The organism is Geminocystis sp. CENA526, assembly GCF_050753365.1.
GTDB lineage: Bacteria > Cyanobacteriota > Cyanobacteriia > Cyanobacteriales > Cyanobacteriaceae > Geminocystis.
In genome coordinates, this window is record NZ_JBLZFY010000015.1 from 1 (window position 1) to 15,156 (window position 15,156).

General features: G+C 32.7%; 25 protein-coding genes. 10 read left to right on the forward strand and 15 right to left on the reverse strand.

The features are described from left to right. Nucleotides 1-126 precede the first annotated feature (126 nt). Genes ACN4EE_RS06370 through ACN4EE_RS06380 form a run of 3 tightly spaced genes read left to right on the forward strand, consistent with a single transcriptional unit; the run spans nt 127 to nt 1,581 of the window. Nucleotides 127-711, forward strand: a complete 585-nt coding sequence (locus ACN4EE_RS06370) for a sigma-70 family RNA polymerase sigma factor (RefSeq protein ID WP_431705642.1) — start codon at nt 127-129, stop codon at nt 709-711. Continuing rightward, nucleotides 708-1,058, forward strand: a complete 351-nt coding sequence (locus tag ACN4EE_RS06375) for a hypothetical protein (protein WP_431705575.1) — start codon at nt 708-710, stop codon at nt 1,056-1,058. The genes ACN4EE_RS06370 and ACN4EE_RS06375 overlap by 4 nt, the downstream gene beginning before the upstream one ends. Before the next feature lie 19 nt (nt 1,059-1,077). Further along, nucleotides 1,078-1,581 (forward strand): Spy/CpxP family protein refolding chaperone, encoded by a 504-nt coding sequence (locus tag ACN4EE_RS06380; protein ID WP_431705576.1) that lies wholly within the window; start codon nt 1,078-1,080, stop codon nt 1,579-1,581. Nucleotides 1,582-1,697: 116 nt separating this feature from the next. Here ACN4EE_RS06380 and ACN4EE_RS06385 read toward each other — a convergent pair whose 3' ends face one another. The 6 genes from ACN4EE_RS06385 to ACN4EE_RS06410 all read right to left on the reverse strand — a co-directional run bounded on the left by ACN4EE_RS06385 (nt 1,698) and on the right by ACN4EE_RS06410 (nt 5,763). Beyond that, entirely contained in the window at nt 1,698-2,999 is a 1,302-nt protein-coding gene (locus ACN4EE_RS06385; RefSeq protein ID WP_431705577.1) for a proton extrusion protein PcxA, read from the reverse strand. A 103-nt stretch (nt 3,000-3,102) separates the two neighbouring features. After that, complete coding sequence (locus ACN4EE_RS06390; protein ID WP_431705578.1) at nt 3,103-3,513, reverse strand: type II toxin-antitoxin system VapC family toxin; 411 nt, start codon at nt 3,511-3,513, stop codon at nt 3,103-3,105. 4 nt (nt 3,514-3,517) lie between these two features. Beyond that, entirely contained in the window at nt 3,518-3,820 is a 303-nt protein-coding gene (locus ACN4EE_RS06395; RefSeq protein ID WP_431705579.1) for a hypothetical protein, read from the reverse strand. Nucleotides 3,821-4,004: 184 nt separating this feature from the next. After that, nucleotides 4,005-4,349 carry a nucleotidyltransferase family protein gene (locus tag ACN4EE_RS06400; RefSeq protein ID WP_431705580.1) on the reverse strand — a complete coding sequence of 115 codons (345 nt, stop codon included), beginning with the start codon at nt 4,347-4,349 and terminating at the stop codon, nt 4,005-4,007. Between the two features lie 60 nt (nt 4,350-4,409). Next, on the reverse strand, nt 4,410-5,384 hold the full coding sequence (gene galE, locus ACN4EE_RS06405) for a UDP-glucose 4-epimerase GalE (RefSeq protein WP_431705581.1): 975 nt from the start codon (nt 5,382-5,384) through the stop codon (nt 4,410-4,412). 169 nt (nt 5,385-5,553) lie between these two features. Continuing rightward, nucleotides 5,554-5,763, reverse strand: a complete 210-nt coding sequence (locus ACN4EE_RS06410) for a hypothetical protein (RefSeq protein WP_431705582.1) — start codon at nt 5,761-5,763, stop codon at nt 5,554-5,556. A gap of 8 nt (nt 5,764-5,771) precedes the next feature. Here ACN4EE_RS06410 and ACN4EE_RS06415 point away from each other — a divergent pair, with 8 nt between their 5' ends. From ACN4EE_RS06415 to ACN4EE_RS06430, 4 genes are read left to right on the forward strand one after another with little or no spacing between them, the layout of a single operon-like run. After that, a complete protein-coding gene (locus tag ACN4EE_RS06415) occupies nt 5,772-5,999 on the forward strand; it encodes a hypothetical protein (protein ID WP_431705583.1) in 228 nt (75 codons plus the stop codon). Further along, nucleotides 5,999-7,429, forward strand: a complete 1,431-nt coding sequence (locus ACN4EE_RS06420) for a hypothetical protein (protein WP_431705584.1) — start codon at nt 5,999-6,001, stop codon at nt 7,427-7,429. Before ACN4EE_RS06415 ends, ACN4EE_RS06420 begins: the two co-directional genes overlap by 1 nt. Then, a complete protein-coding gene (locus ACN4EE_RS06425; RefSeq protein WP_431705585.1) occupies nt 7,404-8,303 on the forward strand; it encodes an FtsK/SpoIIIE domain-containing protein in 900 nt (299 codons plus the stop codon). The genes ACN4EE_RS06420 and ACN4EE_RS06425 overlap by 26 nt, the downstream gene beginning before the upstream one ends. Before the next feature lie 10 nt (nt 8,304-8,313). Continuing rightward, nucleotides 8,314-8,958 (forward strand): hypothetical protein, encoded by a 645-nt coding sequence (locus ACN4EE_RS06430; RefSeq protein WP_431705586.1) that lies wholly within the window; start codon nt 8,314-8,316, stop codon nt 8,956-8,958. On the opposite strand, the gene ACN4EE_RS06435 is transcribed toward ACN4EE_RS06430, so the two are convergent. Beyond that, the gene (locus ACN4EE_RS06435) at nt 8,952-9,206 is read right to left on the reverse strand and encodes a hypothetical protein (protein ID WP_431705587.1); all 255 of its coding nucleotides are present in this window, start codon (nt 9,204-9,206) and stop codon (nt 8,952-8,954) included. The two genes, ACN4EE_RS06430 and ACN4EE_RS06435, sit on opposite strands and share 7 nt — an antisense overlap. Further along, entirely contained in the window at nt 9,199-9,450 is a 252-nt protein-coding gene (locus tag ACN4EE_RS06440; RefSeq protein WP_431705588.1) for a UPF0175 family protein, read from the reverse strand. Before ACN4EE_RS06440 ends, ACN4EE_RS06435 begins: the two co-directional genes overlap by 8 nt. A gap of 151 nt (nt 9,451-9,601) precedes the next feature. Between ACN4EE_RS06440 and ACN4EE_RS06445 the strand changes: the two genes are divergently transcribed. The 3 genes from ACN4EE_RS06445 to ACN4EE_RS06455 all read left to right on the forward strand — a co-directional run bounded on the left by ACN4EE_RS06445 (nt 9,602) and on the right by ACN4EE_RS06455 (nt 10,707). After that, the gene (locus ACN4EE_RS06445; protein WP_431705589.1) at nt 9,602-9,892 is read left to right on the forward strand and encodes a nucleotidyltransferase family protein; all 291 of its coding nucleotides are present in this window, start codon (nt 9,602-9,604) and stop codon (nt 9,890-9,892) included. Nucleotides 9,893-10,113: 221 nt separating this feature from the next. Then, nucleotides 10,114-10,386, forward strand: a complete 273-nt coding sequence (locus tag ACN4EE_RS06450; RefSeq protein ID WP_431705590.1) for a WXG100 family type VII secretion target — start codon at nt 10,114-10,116, stop codon at nt 10,384-10,386. A gap of 21 nt (nt 10,387-10,407) precedes the next feature. Then, nucleotides 10,408-10,707 (forward strand): hypothetical protein, encoded by a 300-nt coding sequence (locus ACN4EE_RS06455; protein ID WP_431705591.1) that lies wholly within the window; start codon nt 10,408-10,410, stop codon nt 10,705-10,707. Nucleotides 10,708-10,980: 273 nt separating this feature from the next. Here ACN4EE_RS06455 and ACN4EE_RS06460 read toward each other — a convergent pair whose 3' ends face one another. The 7 genes from ACN4EE_RS06460 to ACN4EE_RS06490 all read right to left on the reverse strand — a co-directional run bounded on the left by ACN4EE_RS06460 (nt 10,981) and on the right by ACN4EE_RS06490 (nt 15,148). After that, nucleotides 10,981-11,529, reverse strand: a complete 549-nt coding sequence (locus ACN4EE_RS06460) for an NADH-quinone oxidoreductase subunit B family protein (protein ID WP_431705592.1) — start codon at nt 11,527-11,529, stop codon at nt 10,981-10,983. Then, nucleotides 11,517-12,233, reverse strand: a complete 717-nt coding sequence (gene hoxU, locus ACN4EE_RS06465; RefSeq protein WP_431705593.1) for a bidirectional hydrogenase complex protein HoxU — start codon at nt 12,231-12,233, stop codon at nt 11,517-11,519. The genes ACN4EE_RS06460 and hoxU overlap by 13 nt, the downstream gene beginning before the upstream one ends. A 118-nt stretch (nt 12,234-12,351) precedes the next feature. Beyond that, nucleotides 12,352-12,480, reverse strand: coding sequence for a hypothetical protein (locus ACN4EE_RS06470; protein WP_431705594.1), 129 nt, complete (start codon nt 12,478-12,480; stop codon nt 12,352-12,354). 77 nt (nt 12,481-12,557) lie between these two features. Then, a complete protein-coding gene (locus ACN4EE_RS06475; RefSeq protein WP_431705595.1) occupies nt 12,558-12,785 on the reverse strand; it encodes a hypothetical protein in 228 nt (75 codons plus the stop codon). A gap of 337 nt (nt 12,786-13,122) precedes the next feature. Then, a complete protein-coding gene (locus ACN4EE_RS06480) occupies nt 13,123-14,469 on the reverse strand; it encodes a phospholipase D-like domain-containing protein (protein WP_431705596.1) in 1,347 nt (448 codons plus the stop codon). Nucleotides 14,470-14,486: 17 nt separating this feature from the next. Next, nucleotides 14,487-14,627, reverse strand: coding sequence for a hypothetical protein (locus ACN4EE_RS06485; protein WP_431705597.1), 141 nt, complete (start codon nt 14,625-14,627; stop codon nt 14,487-14,489). 2 nt (nt 14,628-14,629) lie between these two features. Then, on the reverse strand, nt 14,630-15,148 hold the full coding sequence (locus ACN4EE_RS06490) for a hypothetical protein (RefSeq protein ID WP_431705598.1): 519 nt from the start codon (nt 15,146-15,148) through the stop codon (nt 14,630-14,632). Between the last annotated feature and the right edge of the window lie 8 nt (nt 15,149-15,156).

Sequence of the window (15,156 nt, forward strand, 5' to 3'; positions counted from 1 at the left end):
CTTCCCCCTCTTCCCCCTCTTCCCTCTCTTCCCTTCTTCCCCTCTTCCCCCTCCTCTTTTGTATTCAGTGAACTTTTTGATCAATAGTCAAGTCTAAAGATATGAGTACAACAAACAATAAAGATGATGACTGTCTTAGCAAATAACCCTGCACAGATTACTGATTTAGAGTTAGTACAAAAATGCCAACAAGGAGAAACATACGCCTTTCGTTTACTGTATCAAAGGTATGAACAAAAAGTGAGAGGAACTTTATATAAGTTATGCGATAACCAATTATTGGATGACTTACAGCAAGAAGTTTTTTTGAAGGCTTGGAAGTCTTTACCTAAGTTGCGTAATGGGGAGTATTTTTCCACTTGGCTTTATCGTATCTGCTGGAATGTTGCCTATGATTATGGCAAGGCAAGAAAGCGCGATCGAACTAAAATTTTAAATCAAGTTAAGGAATCTATGCAAGATTTAGCAAGATCAACAAATCACCATCAAACAGGATTATTGCAATTACACTATCAAGATATAGTGCAAACTGCATTGCAAAGTCTTAGTTTGGAACATCGTGCTGTTATTGTACTCCATGATTTAGAAGATATGCCTCAAAAGGAAGTCGCTCAAGTTCTCTCTATTCCTGTAGGAACGGTTAAATCACGATTATTTAAGGCACGAAAAGGGTTACGTCAATTTTTGGAACAACAAGGAGTAAATCTATGAGACAAAATTCATCTAATCCTCATGATGAGGAGTTAGTTACATTTTTGAAAACTTATTCCCCTATTTCCCCCCATGAAAATAAACCCTGTGAAGAGTTGGTGATGCGATCGATCGAAACTACTTCTGTTTCTTGCAGTAAAAAATTCTGGAGAAAGGGATGGTTATTGTCCGGTACACTCATCACTGTTTTAGTAATTATCGGGGGTTATCTATGGAATACAAGCTCTCGATCGAACCCTCAATATGCCTCCGATGAAGTAGAAAAGTTAGAAGCATTTATGCTCGAAACTTGGTATGGTTCTATGGGCGGTGAATCAGAATTAAATTTTGTAAGTATTAACGAATAAAAAAGGAGAATATCAGATTATGAAAAATAAAATTAGCTTACTTTTTCCCTTAGTTACTTTAGCTACCGTTTCTTTTGGTAGCAGTGTCATGGCATTGGAAACCGTCAAAGACAATTCTTTAACTTTGGAAGCCGATAAACCTGTATATTTAGCACAAATGGGGCAAAGGCAAAAACGGGGAGGAGAGAAAGGAGACATTATGACGAAACTCAATCTTACCTCCGAACAACAACAACAAATGCAGTCTATCCGCACTAAATATCAACCCCAGATGGATAGTATTCGACAAGAAATGCGTACTGAAAGAGAAGCCTTGCGTCAAATGATGTCTAATAATGCTTCCCCTGATAATTTACGATCGCAACACAACAAAATTGCCTCTTTAAATCAAAGAATGGGAGATTTAAGATTTCAAAGTATGTTAGAAATGCGAGAAGTTTTAACTCCTGAACAACGTCAGCAATGGAATCAAATGATGGAGGAGAAAAAAGCTAACTGGCAAGAAAAAAGACCCCAAAGATAATATATACTCAGGGGGTGCTGAAAAAGTATCATTAAAACAGGCTTTTAGCCTGTCATCCTTAAACTCGATTTGTTTCTATATCAGGATTATAAATTTTTGGAGAAGTCTATTAATTTTTATGATTCATTCATGTTTTTATAAGTAGCAACGGCGGAAGGTGAAATGCGGTTGAGATAACGGAAAATCCAATACTTTAATACGGTATCTAAAATTACGGGAAAAGTGGCAATGAATAAAAAGTTAAAATCTCGGTTTTCTGGTAAGCCAAAATGACGAGCGATACTTTCTAAGATGATTTCCCAACCGTGAGGAGAGTGGAATCCTACAAATATATCCGTAAAGAGAATAATTAAAAATGCTTTAGCTGAATCACTTAAACCGTAAATTGTTTCATCAATAAATGATTTGAAAATTGAGATTTCTCGTTTACTCATAACCAATATAATCGCAAAGGCACTAAAAGATAGTAAATCGGCAAAAATATTTTTCACTGCATTAGAACTTTCGCTACGATAATTATTAGCAATTTCTAAGGCTTTTTCTTTAATTTTTTCTTCTTCTTCTTCTAATGATAAGTGAGATGTTAAACCAATTAAACTTTTTAGACGTAAAGTTTCTTCAAAAGTTCTTAACTCTGTTAAGGCTTCTTCTTCTAAGTCTTGATTGATAAATACTATCTGTTCATTTTTGGCAAAATAAGGATCAATAAATATTTTTCCTAGGGCAATTTTACTTAAATTATGCACTAATAAAGGTACTATAATTAGCACCAATAAAAACTTAACGGAAATAGCTGTTTTATATCTCGATTTCCTAAATTTATTAATCACATCTTGCTCTATATCCCCTGCTTTGGGATCGATTTCTTGCTTGATTCTATCAAGGGTTCTTAAAAACGATCGAGGTAAAACACTGGTTTTATCGGATACGGTTTCTAAGTTTGGTTCTATATTATTTTCTGAGTTGTTTTTCGGCTTAATTGATGAAGATTTACTGAATTTTTTTTCATTATTTTCTACAGTGGGAATCGTTAATGATGCTTCATAATAATTGTTATTATATTTATCAATAATTGTGTCGATAACGTTTAATCTTTCTAAAACTAATTCTTTTTGATAATCTATGTCTTTATTTCCCTTATTGTTGACATTATTATCTAAAAAGTTGTGAACTGATTTACTGGTTTTAAATTGATTTAGTTTGATATTAATTATTTGTAAATTAGATTTTAATTCGCCTTCAAAATAATCATAGACTCGATCGCCATAATTGCAATTTTTAGGATCAATTTTTTGATTATTAAAATGTTCTTCCTCAATTTTTTTGATAGCTAAAGCCTTTTGATATGCTTCTTCTAAGGCATTTTGAGAATTATTACTAATCCAGCGTTTTGTAGAGCGGAAGATACGATTAAACATGGAATGGACTCTAAAATGACATGATTTCACATTTTATCTTAAATGTCAAAAGAGGATACTTGTTTTATTTTTTCTCTATAAATATTTTTATTGTTATGGGAAGTTATGGGAAAAGAATAATAAAACCTTCTTGAGTGAAATGTACATCATGGGTTAAAACCTCATTTATTTTTAATTGTTTCATCGTATTCATGGAGATACAATCAGTTAAGCTATAACCCTTATCTAAACGTTGTTGATATAACTTAAATCCTAACGTGAAGGATTCATGAGTTTGCTTAATTACCTCTATTTGGCTATTTTCCAATATACTATTAATGAAAGTGGTCGTTTTTTGCTTAAGATGATAACCAGATTTAGAATAAAAAGCTAACACTTCTATTAAGACTTCTTCAGTGGTGACAAAAATTATTTCTGATAGTGAATAACTGAGTTTTAAAACTTCTTGATGATAATCATCTTCTGGATTAATCAAAGCTACCCAATAAAAGGTATCAGCAAAAATTTTTTTCATGGATTTATTGATTTATTTTCTTTGTGCCATAAATATAGTGATCATGTTCAACAGCCCCATCCTTTGGTAATTCTGCTTTTTCAGCATCACTCATATCGTTAATTAAATTTTTTGCTATTTCCCAAATAGGTTTATTAATCTTTTTTTCCTGTGGATTGATAGAGGATTTATTATTCGTTTTAATATTATTGATAACAGGAGTTTTTAAGATAATAATTTCAACTTCTCCTGCGCTAAGATTAATATTATCTTCAATGATTAATTGTCCTTTTTCGTTAACAATACCTTTAATTTTAGTTGCTTCCATTGTAATTATTTCTGATATTAATAATAATTTTTGTTTAATGTGAAAGGAAGAGTAAAAATCTCTTACTAAGAAAGAAAAAAAGTTACTCTCTCATTTTATCTTGTTGTATAATTTTTGGTTATATGGCAGTCCGTTATGAGTTGTGAGAATACAATCCTCCCTAGCCTTAAATAAAGGGGGGAATTTAGTTTAAATTTCTCATAAATTTTTTGACATAAATAACTTTTTGATTGTTTAATATTTCTTGTTTGCGTAACCAGTTTTGACTATTTTCAATGGATTTTCGATTAACTAAATCAACTTTTCTTCCAAAAATTATCGCTAATTCTTGTTTCATTTTTACACGATCGAATAAACTCCAATCTGCTTCATCAGAGAATTGAACTAAACAATCAATATCACTATTTGAATTAAAATCATCCCTTAAAACAGAACCAAAAAAAGCAAACTCAACTATTTGCCATTTCTGACAAAATTTAGTAACTTTTACTAGGGGAATATCAAAATTTTTTTTTAATGTTATAGTCATGATTATTCTGATTGATAGTCAATACTTTTACCTAGATACTCATCACTATTTTAGACTGAATTAACCTTTTTGATGCCATTGCCAAGCATGACGAATAATCGTTTCAATATCAGGATATTCAGGTTTCCAACCCAAAATTTTTCGGGCTTTTTCACTACTTCCTACTAAAATAGGTGGATCACCGGGGCGTCGATCGACGACTTTTACGGTAAAATCTTTTTGGGTGACTTTTTTCGCACTTTCAATCACTTCTTTGACGGAAAAACCATTCCCATTACCAAGGTTAAACACTTCACTTTTACCGCCTTTTAATAAGTATTCTACTCCTAATAAATGGGCTTGGGCTAAATCTTCCACATGGATATAATCTCGAATACAAGTGCCGTCTGGAGTGGGGTAATCATCTCCTAAAATAGACACAGAATCCCTTTTACCTAATGCAGTGTATAAAACTAAGGGTATTAAATGAGGTTCAGGATCGTGATCTTCTCCTATTAAACCATCTACGGAAGCACCTGCCGCATTAAAGTAACGAAAAGCTACATATTCCCAATCGTAAGCTCTTTGAAAGTCTGCTAACATCTTTTCTACGATTAATTTGGTATAACCATAAGTGTTAATGGGATTTTGGGGATGATTTTCGGTGATGGGAATTTCGTTGGGTATGCCATAAGTGGCACAAGTGGAGGAAAAGACAATTTTTTTGACTCCTGCGGATTCCATTGCTTCTAATAAGTTAAGGGTAGCAACGGTATTGTTTCGATAATATTTAGCAGGATTTTCCATGGATTCACCCACATAGGCATAGGCGGCAAAATGAATCACGGCTTCAATATTGTATTCCTGAAAAATTTTATCTAATAAGGGTCGATCGATCAAATCCCCTGAAATAAAATTTACTCCTAATCGATCGATGATATATTGATGTCCATAGACTAAATTATCGAAAACTAGCAAATCATAACCTTTACTTTTTAAGAGTTTGACAGTATGAGAGCCAATATAACCTGCACCACCCGTTACTAAAATAGTCATAAAAATAATTACCAATGACGAAGGACAAAATTAGTTTTATCATTTATTTAGCACAAATAAATTAAGAAAATCAAAATTCTGAAAAAACTTTAAACTCGATCGAACTTTAAGGAAAAATTTGATAGATTTCTCGACGATGGGCAACTCTTTCAAAAATTTTCTTGTATATTCAACTTTCCACATTATTTTTGAGGACTTCTAAATATTTTAATGCTTCATCTTTTGATAGAGTTTCTTCATCTTCTACTTCTTCTATCAGTTTTACTAGCCCATAATTTTCTAAAATTTCTTCTATTTTTTCAAATTCGGTAATAGGAATTTGCACCGCTATCGGTTTTTTGTCACTATCTAAAACATAGTTTTTATTAATTTGCAACATTTAGGGTATTGAGAATCATTAACTTTTTATTAAATTTTATCATTAAAAACCCGATCGAACCTCCCCTCAAAAAACTCGATCGAACCTCTCCTCAATCTCTCCTTAAAACCCCGATCGAACCCTCTCCTCCCTGTCATTGCGAGGAAACGAAGCAATCTCCAAAACTCGATCGAATCCTCCAAAACTTAATATATTACTTTCTTATTGTATCTTTTGAGATATTGGTATATTATTAATGAATATATCGATCGAACTTCCTCAAAATGCGATGCAAAGTAACCAGAAAAACTCACACTATCAAGACCTGAAGGAATATTATAATTGTTTAGGAATTATTGAACATCAGGAAAATTTAATATCTTCTGTTAACAATGATTTGTTTTGGTGTTCTTACAAGTTACAAGAAGCTCAAAAATTACTGAAATCCTCTAAGTTTAGTTATCAAAGCATCAATAATATACCTGAAATTAAACTTTCTGCAACAAAAATATATAGAATAACAGTTGAGAATTTTCTAACTTCTATAAAGAAAAATATAAAAAAACTCAATGAAAATGACAAATTAATAATTGATTTAATTGAACGACAGAAAGTTAAGGCTACAGATGTCAAGTTTTTATCATGTGAGCTACAAGAGTTAGAAAAACAACGGATTCAGAACAATAAAATAGGAAAGATACTGACAAGATCTTTGTTTATATGTATTGTGGCAATATCGATATTTATTGCTATTGGACTTTCTGAAATAGCAACTATATTTTTTTTTATAATAATAATAATTATCGGTTTTCTTTTTATTTTTTCACTAGATATAACAGTTGATCTAAGAATAGATGAATTAAAAGCTAACATTGAGAATAATGAATTAATTATTCATAAATTAAAATTAGAAGAAAGTCAAAAAAAAAGAGATATTGAAAATCAAATCTTAAAATCCTTTTCTCAACTTAATGGATATAATAAATTAGCACGTCAAATTACAGAAGAAACAAAGAATCAATTAGAAAAAATATTTCAGGAAAAACTAGCAAATCTTAATCAAATAATTAACAGAATTTATATTTCAGATTATCCCGATAATCGCCCTCGTTTATTAACTCTTAATTGGGATGATCCTTTATGGATTCCCAGAGAAAATGATCCCTCCCATTGGCAACCTCAAATCAATAGTTTCGCCCCTGATATTGTCCGTATTGGAGAAATTGAAATAAAATATCAAGATACTTTGTTAAGATTTCCAGCCCTCGTCCCCATTCGTGACTTTTCCAAACAATTACAAGGAAGTAAATCTGGACATATTGCCTTTTATTCTCAGGATGCTAACTCCCGTCAAACAGCCCTTTTAGCCTTACAATCCCTTGCTTTTAGAATGATTAGTTCCTTTCCCGTGAGAAAGTTTAAAGGCATATTTATCGATCCTGTAGGTATGGGGGATACCTTTCCCTTTGGCAATTTACACGAATTTATCACCAATCAAAAAATCTATACCCGTGCCGATGACATTAGGGAACAATTACGGGGCTTAACGGAACATATTGAACAAGTAATTCAAAATTATTTAGGTAGTAATTACTCCACCATAGAAGACTATAACCTTGATGCAGGGGCGATTTCAGAGCCTTATCGTTACTTATTTATCTTTGATTTTAGATCAACCTCCTGCTAACGAATTGTTTAACCAAATGGCAGAAGCCATTAATCAGGCAATCAGAAACGTAAAAGTAGATACCATCGGTTTTGCTAAACTCTATCCCGATCATAACTGGTTTGCCGACAGTCGCAAGGAAATTAGAACCCCCATTGGTTTGATGGGTGCAAAGGATAAACTAGAATTTTGGTTCGGGGAAAATGAAGACGGAAATATCGTCAGTAATGGTTTATTAGCAGGAAAACCGGGGGCGGGTAAAAGTTTTACTCTCCATGCCATTATTCTCAGTTTAGCCATGCAATATTCCCCCGATGAATTGGAGTTATATTTATTAGATTTTAAACAAGGGGTAGAATTTCAAATTTATGTGGATGCAGAAAAAGGCGAAAATCGTGATTTTTCCACAGAATTAGACGAAACTAGGGCTTTACCCCATGCCAAAGTTATCTCCATAGAGAGCGATCGAGAGTTTGGCTTAAGTGTATTAGAATATGTGAATCAACAAATAGAAGAACGCAGTAAACTGTTCAAATCCGCAGGTAACTTAGAAAAAATCTATGAATACCGCAACGCTACAGACAAAAAATTACCCCGTATTCTGGTGTTAATCGATGAATTTCAATATATGTTTCAAGAAAGCGATGCGATCGCCCAACGCCTTAACGTAGTCATGGAAAACATCGTCAGACAAGGACGAGCATTTGGTATTCATTTATTAATTGCCTCTCAATCTCCCAATGTTTCCAACATGAATCGTAAAATCTATGACTTTCTCGATTTACGCATGGCTTTACAAATGCCTCAAAACACCGCAGGTTATGTCTTAGATGAAAGTAACACCGATGCCATTGATTTATTAGATCGCCCCGGTAAGATGATATACAATTTTTAATATCATTGATTTGTCGATCGAAGATGAGGATAATTATTGGACAGAAATGACCGTTAATTTTAGGGATATTTTTAATGAATTTTTCCCCATTAAAATTGCCAAAAAATATGCTGATAAAGAACAACAAATAATCAAAGCAGAAACTCTTTTAAAAGAAACTTTTGAGGAGTTTGAAAAAAGATTAAAACTAAGAGATGAAAACCCAGAATTGAACCCCGATGAATTGGGAGAATCTCTCTTTTTTATCTATTCGATCGGCGGAATAAATAAAGCATCAAATTTACGTCCTGTCATGGGAAGGAGAGAAGAAGAACCTTCCGAAGACGCTCAAAAAATTTTAGAGTTAATTTCCAAAGGTTCAGAATTAGGCATTCACACCATTTTATGGCTAGAAGATATGAAGGGTTTTGCTAAATTGAGTAACAATAATCGCCAATGGTTAGGCAACTTTGATTTGCGAGTCGGTTTAACCATGTCAGGGGATAATTCTCGTTTATTATTAGGGGAATCTTTTGCGGAAAAATTACCCCGATTAAGAGCATATTTTAAGGATGATTCCTTGAGTATCGATTTAGATAAATTTAAACCCTATGCTGTACCCAGTACAACAGAAATGCTTGAGTATAAAAATAATTTTAAACAACGTTCTCAGTAAAGAAAAACTCTTATTCTCCTGTTCAGTAAAAAAGGGGAAATAGTTAGGGGGGAAGACTGCTTTTGTAGCCAAGAATCAGATACAAATTCAGAAACCGCTAACCCCATTTTCCCACCTGCTAATATTTCTTGACAAACCTCATAAGGCACAAGAACATCTTGATAAAGATGAGATAAAATTTCTAGGTTTCCCAATGCAGAAACTAAAGAAAGTATAGGGGAAGTATTTATCACAATAATTTTACGCATTAGCTAAATCTGATAATAATTCTTCTTCATCTAAGTCAATCATTGGCACACCATAATCAGCAAGTTTCAGTAAAAATGTCACTCTATCAATTCCTAATAAAATTCCAGCCATTCCCGATGAAATTTTTTCCATTTCAAATAATTTAACCGCCATTGCCCATTTTGCCTCTTGTTCAAATTCTTGAGATGTTTGATTAATGGCATCAGGAAAAGTAGAAGGATATTCAATAATTAATTGTGGCATAAATTAAAATAGAAAATAATCAAGGTTTATTTATTTGTAGCAAAAATCATCGTTGATTGACATTAATTGTACACCTTATAAAGTTCAATTATTAAAGTCACTAAAAAATGAAACACTTTGAAGAAAAATAGTTTTTAAGTTAGATGTAATTATGAACAAACAACAAGTAATCGATATTATTAAAGCCCATCAAACACAAATCCATGATTTTGCCGTTAAAGATTTATTTTTATTTGGTTCAGTGGCAAGGGGAGAAGAAACAGAAAATAGCGATGTTGACTTTTTAGTCAATTTTAATCAACCAGTCGGATTATTTACTTTATTGAAATTAAAAAGTTATTTAGAAGATTTACTGGGATGTTCCGTTGATATTGGTACATCTGAATCTCTACGCCCTCATCTTAAAGAAACCGTATTAAAGGAGGTTATTCGTGCCATCTAGGGAATTTGAGTTAAGAATTAAGGATATGTTGATGGAGATTAAAATTGTTAAAACTCTTGTAAAGTTACAAAAAAAATGTCATTCTGAGTATTAACGAAGAATCTCCGAGATATTTCGCTTCACAGAATTACGCTAAGTATAACAACAGTATCTAATTGAGTTTAATGCTAGAATATGAAAATAACTTGAAGCAACGTTTTTAAAGGTTGGGAGAAGATTTGATGACACAGGATATTGATGTTGATATTTATGACTTAAAAGAATTTATTTGTGCTTTACAATCTTTTCAAGATGCGATCGAGGATCAATTTAAAGCGGTAGAATATGATTGGGATTCTTGTGATCAATCTTGGCAAGGAGAATCAAAAGAGCGTTTTACAGACGATTTTGAGCGAATGCGCGATCGAACCAAAAGAACTTTAGAAGCAGGAGAAGATGCCTTACAATGGCTGAAAAAGTATGATCAAATCTTAGAAGATTTTGAGAGATTTTAGTAATAAAAATAGGAGTAAAAAATGTCAGAACAAACAAGATTTAATAAGCAAGATGCTGAGGCTTTATTAAGACAACTACAAAAATTTAACGACATTCTCAACTATGAATGGTTAATAGTTTTAAAAAAATGGGAAAAACTAGAAGTTTCTTGGCGTGACAAACAATTTGAACAATTTGAGCCTCTATTTAACGATTTTAAGGCTAACTACCGAAATGCAGAAAATAATAGCGATGAATTTATCAATTTTATTAAAGAACAAATAACCATTAGTGAAGAAAGGCAACAAGTATTAAGTAATTTTCAAAGAATTAAAAATTAATAATATGATGAGGCTTTAGGGAAGCATAATTTTGATAAATAAACTAATCTTTAAAACCTCACCTTCATCAAGATTAAATTATTTTTGTGCTAAGTAAAAGTTGACGTATTTCCTCGACAAATCTTCTAAAAAACCTCTCCGTTAGAATCAAAAACTTTATCTTGATGATGTTAATTAATATCACAATAAATCTACTTTTGAGTTTAAACTATCACCAAGAAATAGTTATCAAACTTTGTACCTTTAGGTGAGAAAATAAAACCCAAAATTTGCTTAACCAAATTTGATCATTTCTCTCCCTTCCATGACAGGTTTTTCCCCTTTTAACAGAGGTGCGATGGCATCTTTAATGCGTTGAGCGGAAGGAGGGCAACCGGGTAAAAATAAGTCCACTTCTACGATATGATGAATAGGTTGGACTTTTTCGAGCAATTCTGGTACGATGTGAGAGTCCTTTGGTATTTGTCCTGAATCGTCACTTAACTCAAGATAACAGCGTTTTAAGACTGGATCAGTACCGTTTAACATATTTCGCATAGCTGGTACATTAGCGGTGACGGCACAATCACCGAAGGAGATAAGAAATTTGGTTTTTTTGCGTACTTCTAAAAGTAATTCTAAGTTTTCCTCATTGGCGATCGCACCCTCTACCAAACACACGTCAACGTTATCAGGATAATGCTTGATGTCACTGGCAACAGGGCTATATACAACGTCCACCGCTTCGGCGACATCGAACAAAAATTCGTCCAAGTCAAGGAATGACATATGACAACCTGAGCATCCTGCTAACCATACTGTAGCAAATTTTATTTTGTCCATTGGTGTTTCTCCCGTGCATTACTTAAAAATTCAACTTTACTGCGATCTTTGACCATTTCGGCGGTAGTGCTACCTTTACGGAAAATGCTACCTGTAGGACAAGCATCTACACATTTACCGCAGGATGTACAAGCGTCCACCTCTCCCCAAGGCTGATTCAAGCCACTAACGATTTTAGCGGCGGCGCCTCGAAAGGCAACATTCCACACATGGGCGGTTTCGATTTCGGCACACACTCTCACGCATCTAGTACATAGGATACAACGATTGTGGTCAATGCCAAATTGAGGGTGAGATAAATCCACATCTCGCTGAGGGAAGCGATAATTAAATCTAGTATGATCCATGCCTACTTCGATCGCTACGTCTTGCAGTTGACAGTTATTGTTAGCGACACAGACAGCGCAAACGTGATTACCTTCCGCAAAGAGTAATTCTACAATCATCTTGCGATATTCTTGTAACTGCTCAGTTTGGGTTAAGATTTCCATACCTTCTAAGGCTTCAGTGACGCAACTAGGCACAAGGTTAGGATTACCTTTGATTTCTACCAAGCATAAACGACAAGCACCCACATCAGAAACCCCCTCTAGGTGACAGAGGGTTGGAATCGGGATTCCTGCCTCCTTCGCAGCGTTAAGAATAGTTGTACCTGCTTCCACTGCTACGTCAATGCCATCTATTTTTAATGTATTTACAGACATTTTTTTAGTAAATAATGAATAGTCAATAGTGAATAGTTGTTAATTCCCCATTTCTTTTATTTTAATGAAAATTTAACGAGAAATATCATCTTTTTTTCTTTAAGAAAGTTAACATTTTTTAAGATAATAGTTTATCTAAATCCCCCCAAGTATTAAGAGTTAAGATAGAATTGATGATTAAGTCTAACCGTTCGATCGAACTTTGCTCAATTTTTCTTCTATTCTCTAAGGAAATATGGTTCTTCATTGCTCTATTTTGAATATCCTCTAATTCCTCCTCACTAAAGCCATAATGTTGAGCTAATACTTTATCTATTTCATCTATTAACTAAATAAAGCTAATAACTCTTGACTAGAATTAGTTAATTTAAGAGGTAAAAAATAAGAATTAGGATAAAGATAATCTTCTCCTGATTCATCAATAACTCTAATCATATTGTGTTTTTTTGCTTTTTCATCTGGTATAATTTCATAAATTTTCTTAATTTCTAAAGACACTAAATAATCATCATTTTTGATACAAATTACTAATTCTTTGTCTAAATTATTCATATTAGTCTATTATTAAAAACCTAGCCATAGTTTTAATGATTCTTCTAATTTGTTACTATCTTCTATAGTTAAAGTTCCAATTTTTTTGATAATTAATGTATGTTCGATCGTAAAAATTTCTCTTTTAACAATACTTTTTACATTTAACCCTGCTTGTTGCCCAGGGTTTTTTCATTCTCAAATTTTAACTACCTTTTTTTGTCTCATCTTTTTCTCTTTTTCCCTTAATCTTAGACTTAAAATTCAATTTTAACTTTTTTTATTTAGTTTTAATTTTTCAGCGTTTATTTTCCAATTTTTTCCCATGTCGATTCGTGTCTATCTTGTTTTGACTACACTATTGTTGCCAATCGTCGGAATATTCACTGTTTTCAAAGGCTTTTAAAGTACGAGGGCTAATATCTGGATGTTGAATTGCAAAATTAGTATTCCTTAATAATTCTTCTGGTCTTATACCTAAATCTTCATCTTCTCCCACAAATAACCTTAATTGTGCCGACAAATCAAGGTAACTTTTATTGTAGGGGGTAGCAGTTAAGAGAATGCAACGACTCCCACTCTGCTCAATATAATCTTTAATACAAGCATATCTTTTTCCTTCTCGGTTGCGTAGGTTATGACTTTCATCAATCAATACCAGTCTAAATCTAGCAGGTACATTCTCTAATTCTTTTTCTACCATGCTGATAGAGAGAATTTTTGCCCTTAAACCATAGGTATCTCGGTAATTTTCCCACATAGTGACAAGGTTTTTCGGACAGATAATTAAGGTACTAAATCCAAAATCTTCCTCTAACACCCGTGCGATCGCTGTTCCCACCATAGTTTTACCTAAGCCTACCACATCCCCAATAATCACTCCTCCTCGGCGATTAACATGATGACAGGCAATTTTTACGGAGGCTTCTTGAAAGTCAAATAGTTTAAATTCCGAGGGAATAGCGTATTGACTTAAACCATCTCTTGCTTCAGTCGAAAGATGATAAGCCATTTTTACATAAATATAATAAGGAGGAATTAATTTTTCCGTTGCCCAACTTTCATCAATAATATCAGCTAATTCTTGACTAATATCAATGCAAAATCTATCATTCCATCGATCGTTAAACCATTCCTGTAGCTTATTAGTGGCATCATGATCTAAAACATCAATATTTAATTCTCCCTGATTTTTTAACCCTGACAAAGTGAGATTACTACTGCCTAAATAGCCGATAATGGGTTGATCTCGATCGAGTTTATAAAGTAGATAAAGTTTAGCATGGAGAGGATAACGTAAATGTAGTTTAACTTTGACTTTGTTGCTAAGAAGTTGTTTTCTTAATTGTTGTAAACCTTTTTCATCAACACTAGAAGGAATGCCTATCATTAATTGCTCTCGAAATTCACGGGCAATAATGGTTTTTAAATCATTAATTCTTCCCTGAGAAATACGAGTGTCTTCCTTACTTTTGAGTATTTTTAATTCTTCATACAGTTGAGTTGACGGTAATTTTTGCATCCCAATTAATACCCGACACCGTTGATTATCTTCCCCAGAAAAACTCTCTATTTCATCAGCAATTAATCGCCATCCTCTTAAATTAAAATAGCCGACACAAAAGTCTGCACCATAAGCCGAGTCAATACTATATTTAAGACCTTCTAATAATTTTTGGTCAATGTTATCAAATATTCTCGGCATAAAATTTACTCCAATTTTCACAAAAGTTCGATCGAATAACGCCACAGAACGATCGACAAAAGAGAACCAGAAGAAAGATTACTGCGGAGAAAATCAGCTACAGTACCCCGATTATGGTTATCTCTTATTCCTGATGTTAATAGTGTTGGTTGAGTCATTATTATTTATTTTTAATATCCTCTGAAATATCAGTATCTGCTAATTCTTGTAAATTTTTTATTGCTTCATTTAGACAAGCCATTTCTGAGATATATTTATCCTTTTCTTTTTTAATAACTTGTTCCTTTTTTGCGAATAATTGACTGATATAATCAAATAAAGAATTAATTAATCTTTTTAGTTCCACTTTATTCTCCCAACAATAAGTAACTAATTCATTTGTCGTAATACTTTCTTCAAAACTTTTAGGCTTATTTTCCTCAATTATTTGCCATTTAGCTTCATCATTATTGAACAACAGAAATAAATACATTTCATTTGTGCTATAGTTTTCATGGTTACAAAAAGAAATCCCAAAACTATTGGAAACATTATATTTCTTAAAAATCTTAATTGTTAATTCTAATGTTTGTTCTAATTTATCGAAATATTCTCGTTTTTGAAGTTCTTTATCTTCTCCAAAAAAGTTAAGAAAAGAACCTAAATAATTTTTAATTTGTTTCATTTGTGACTCTAACATAATTTACC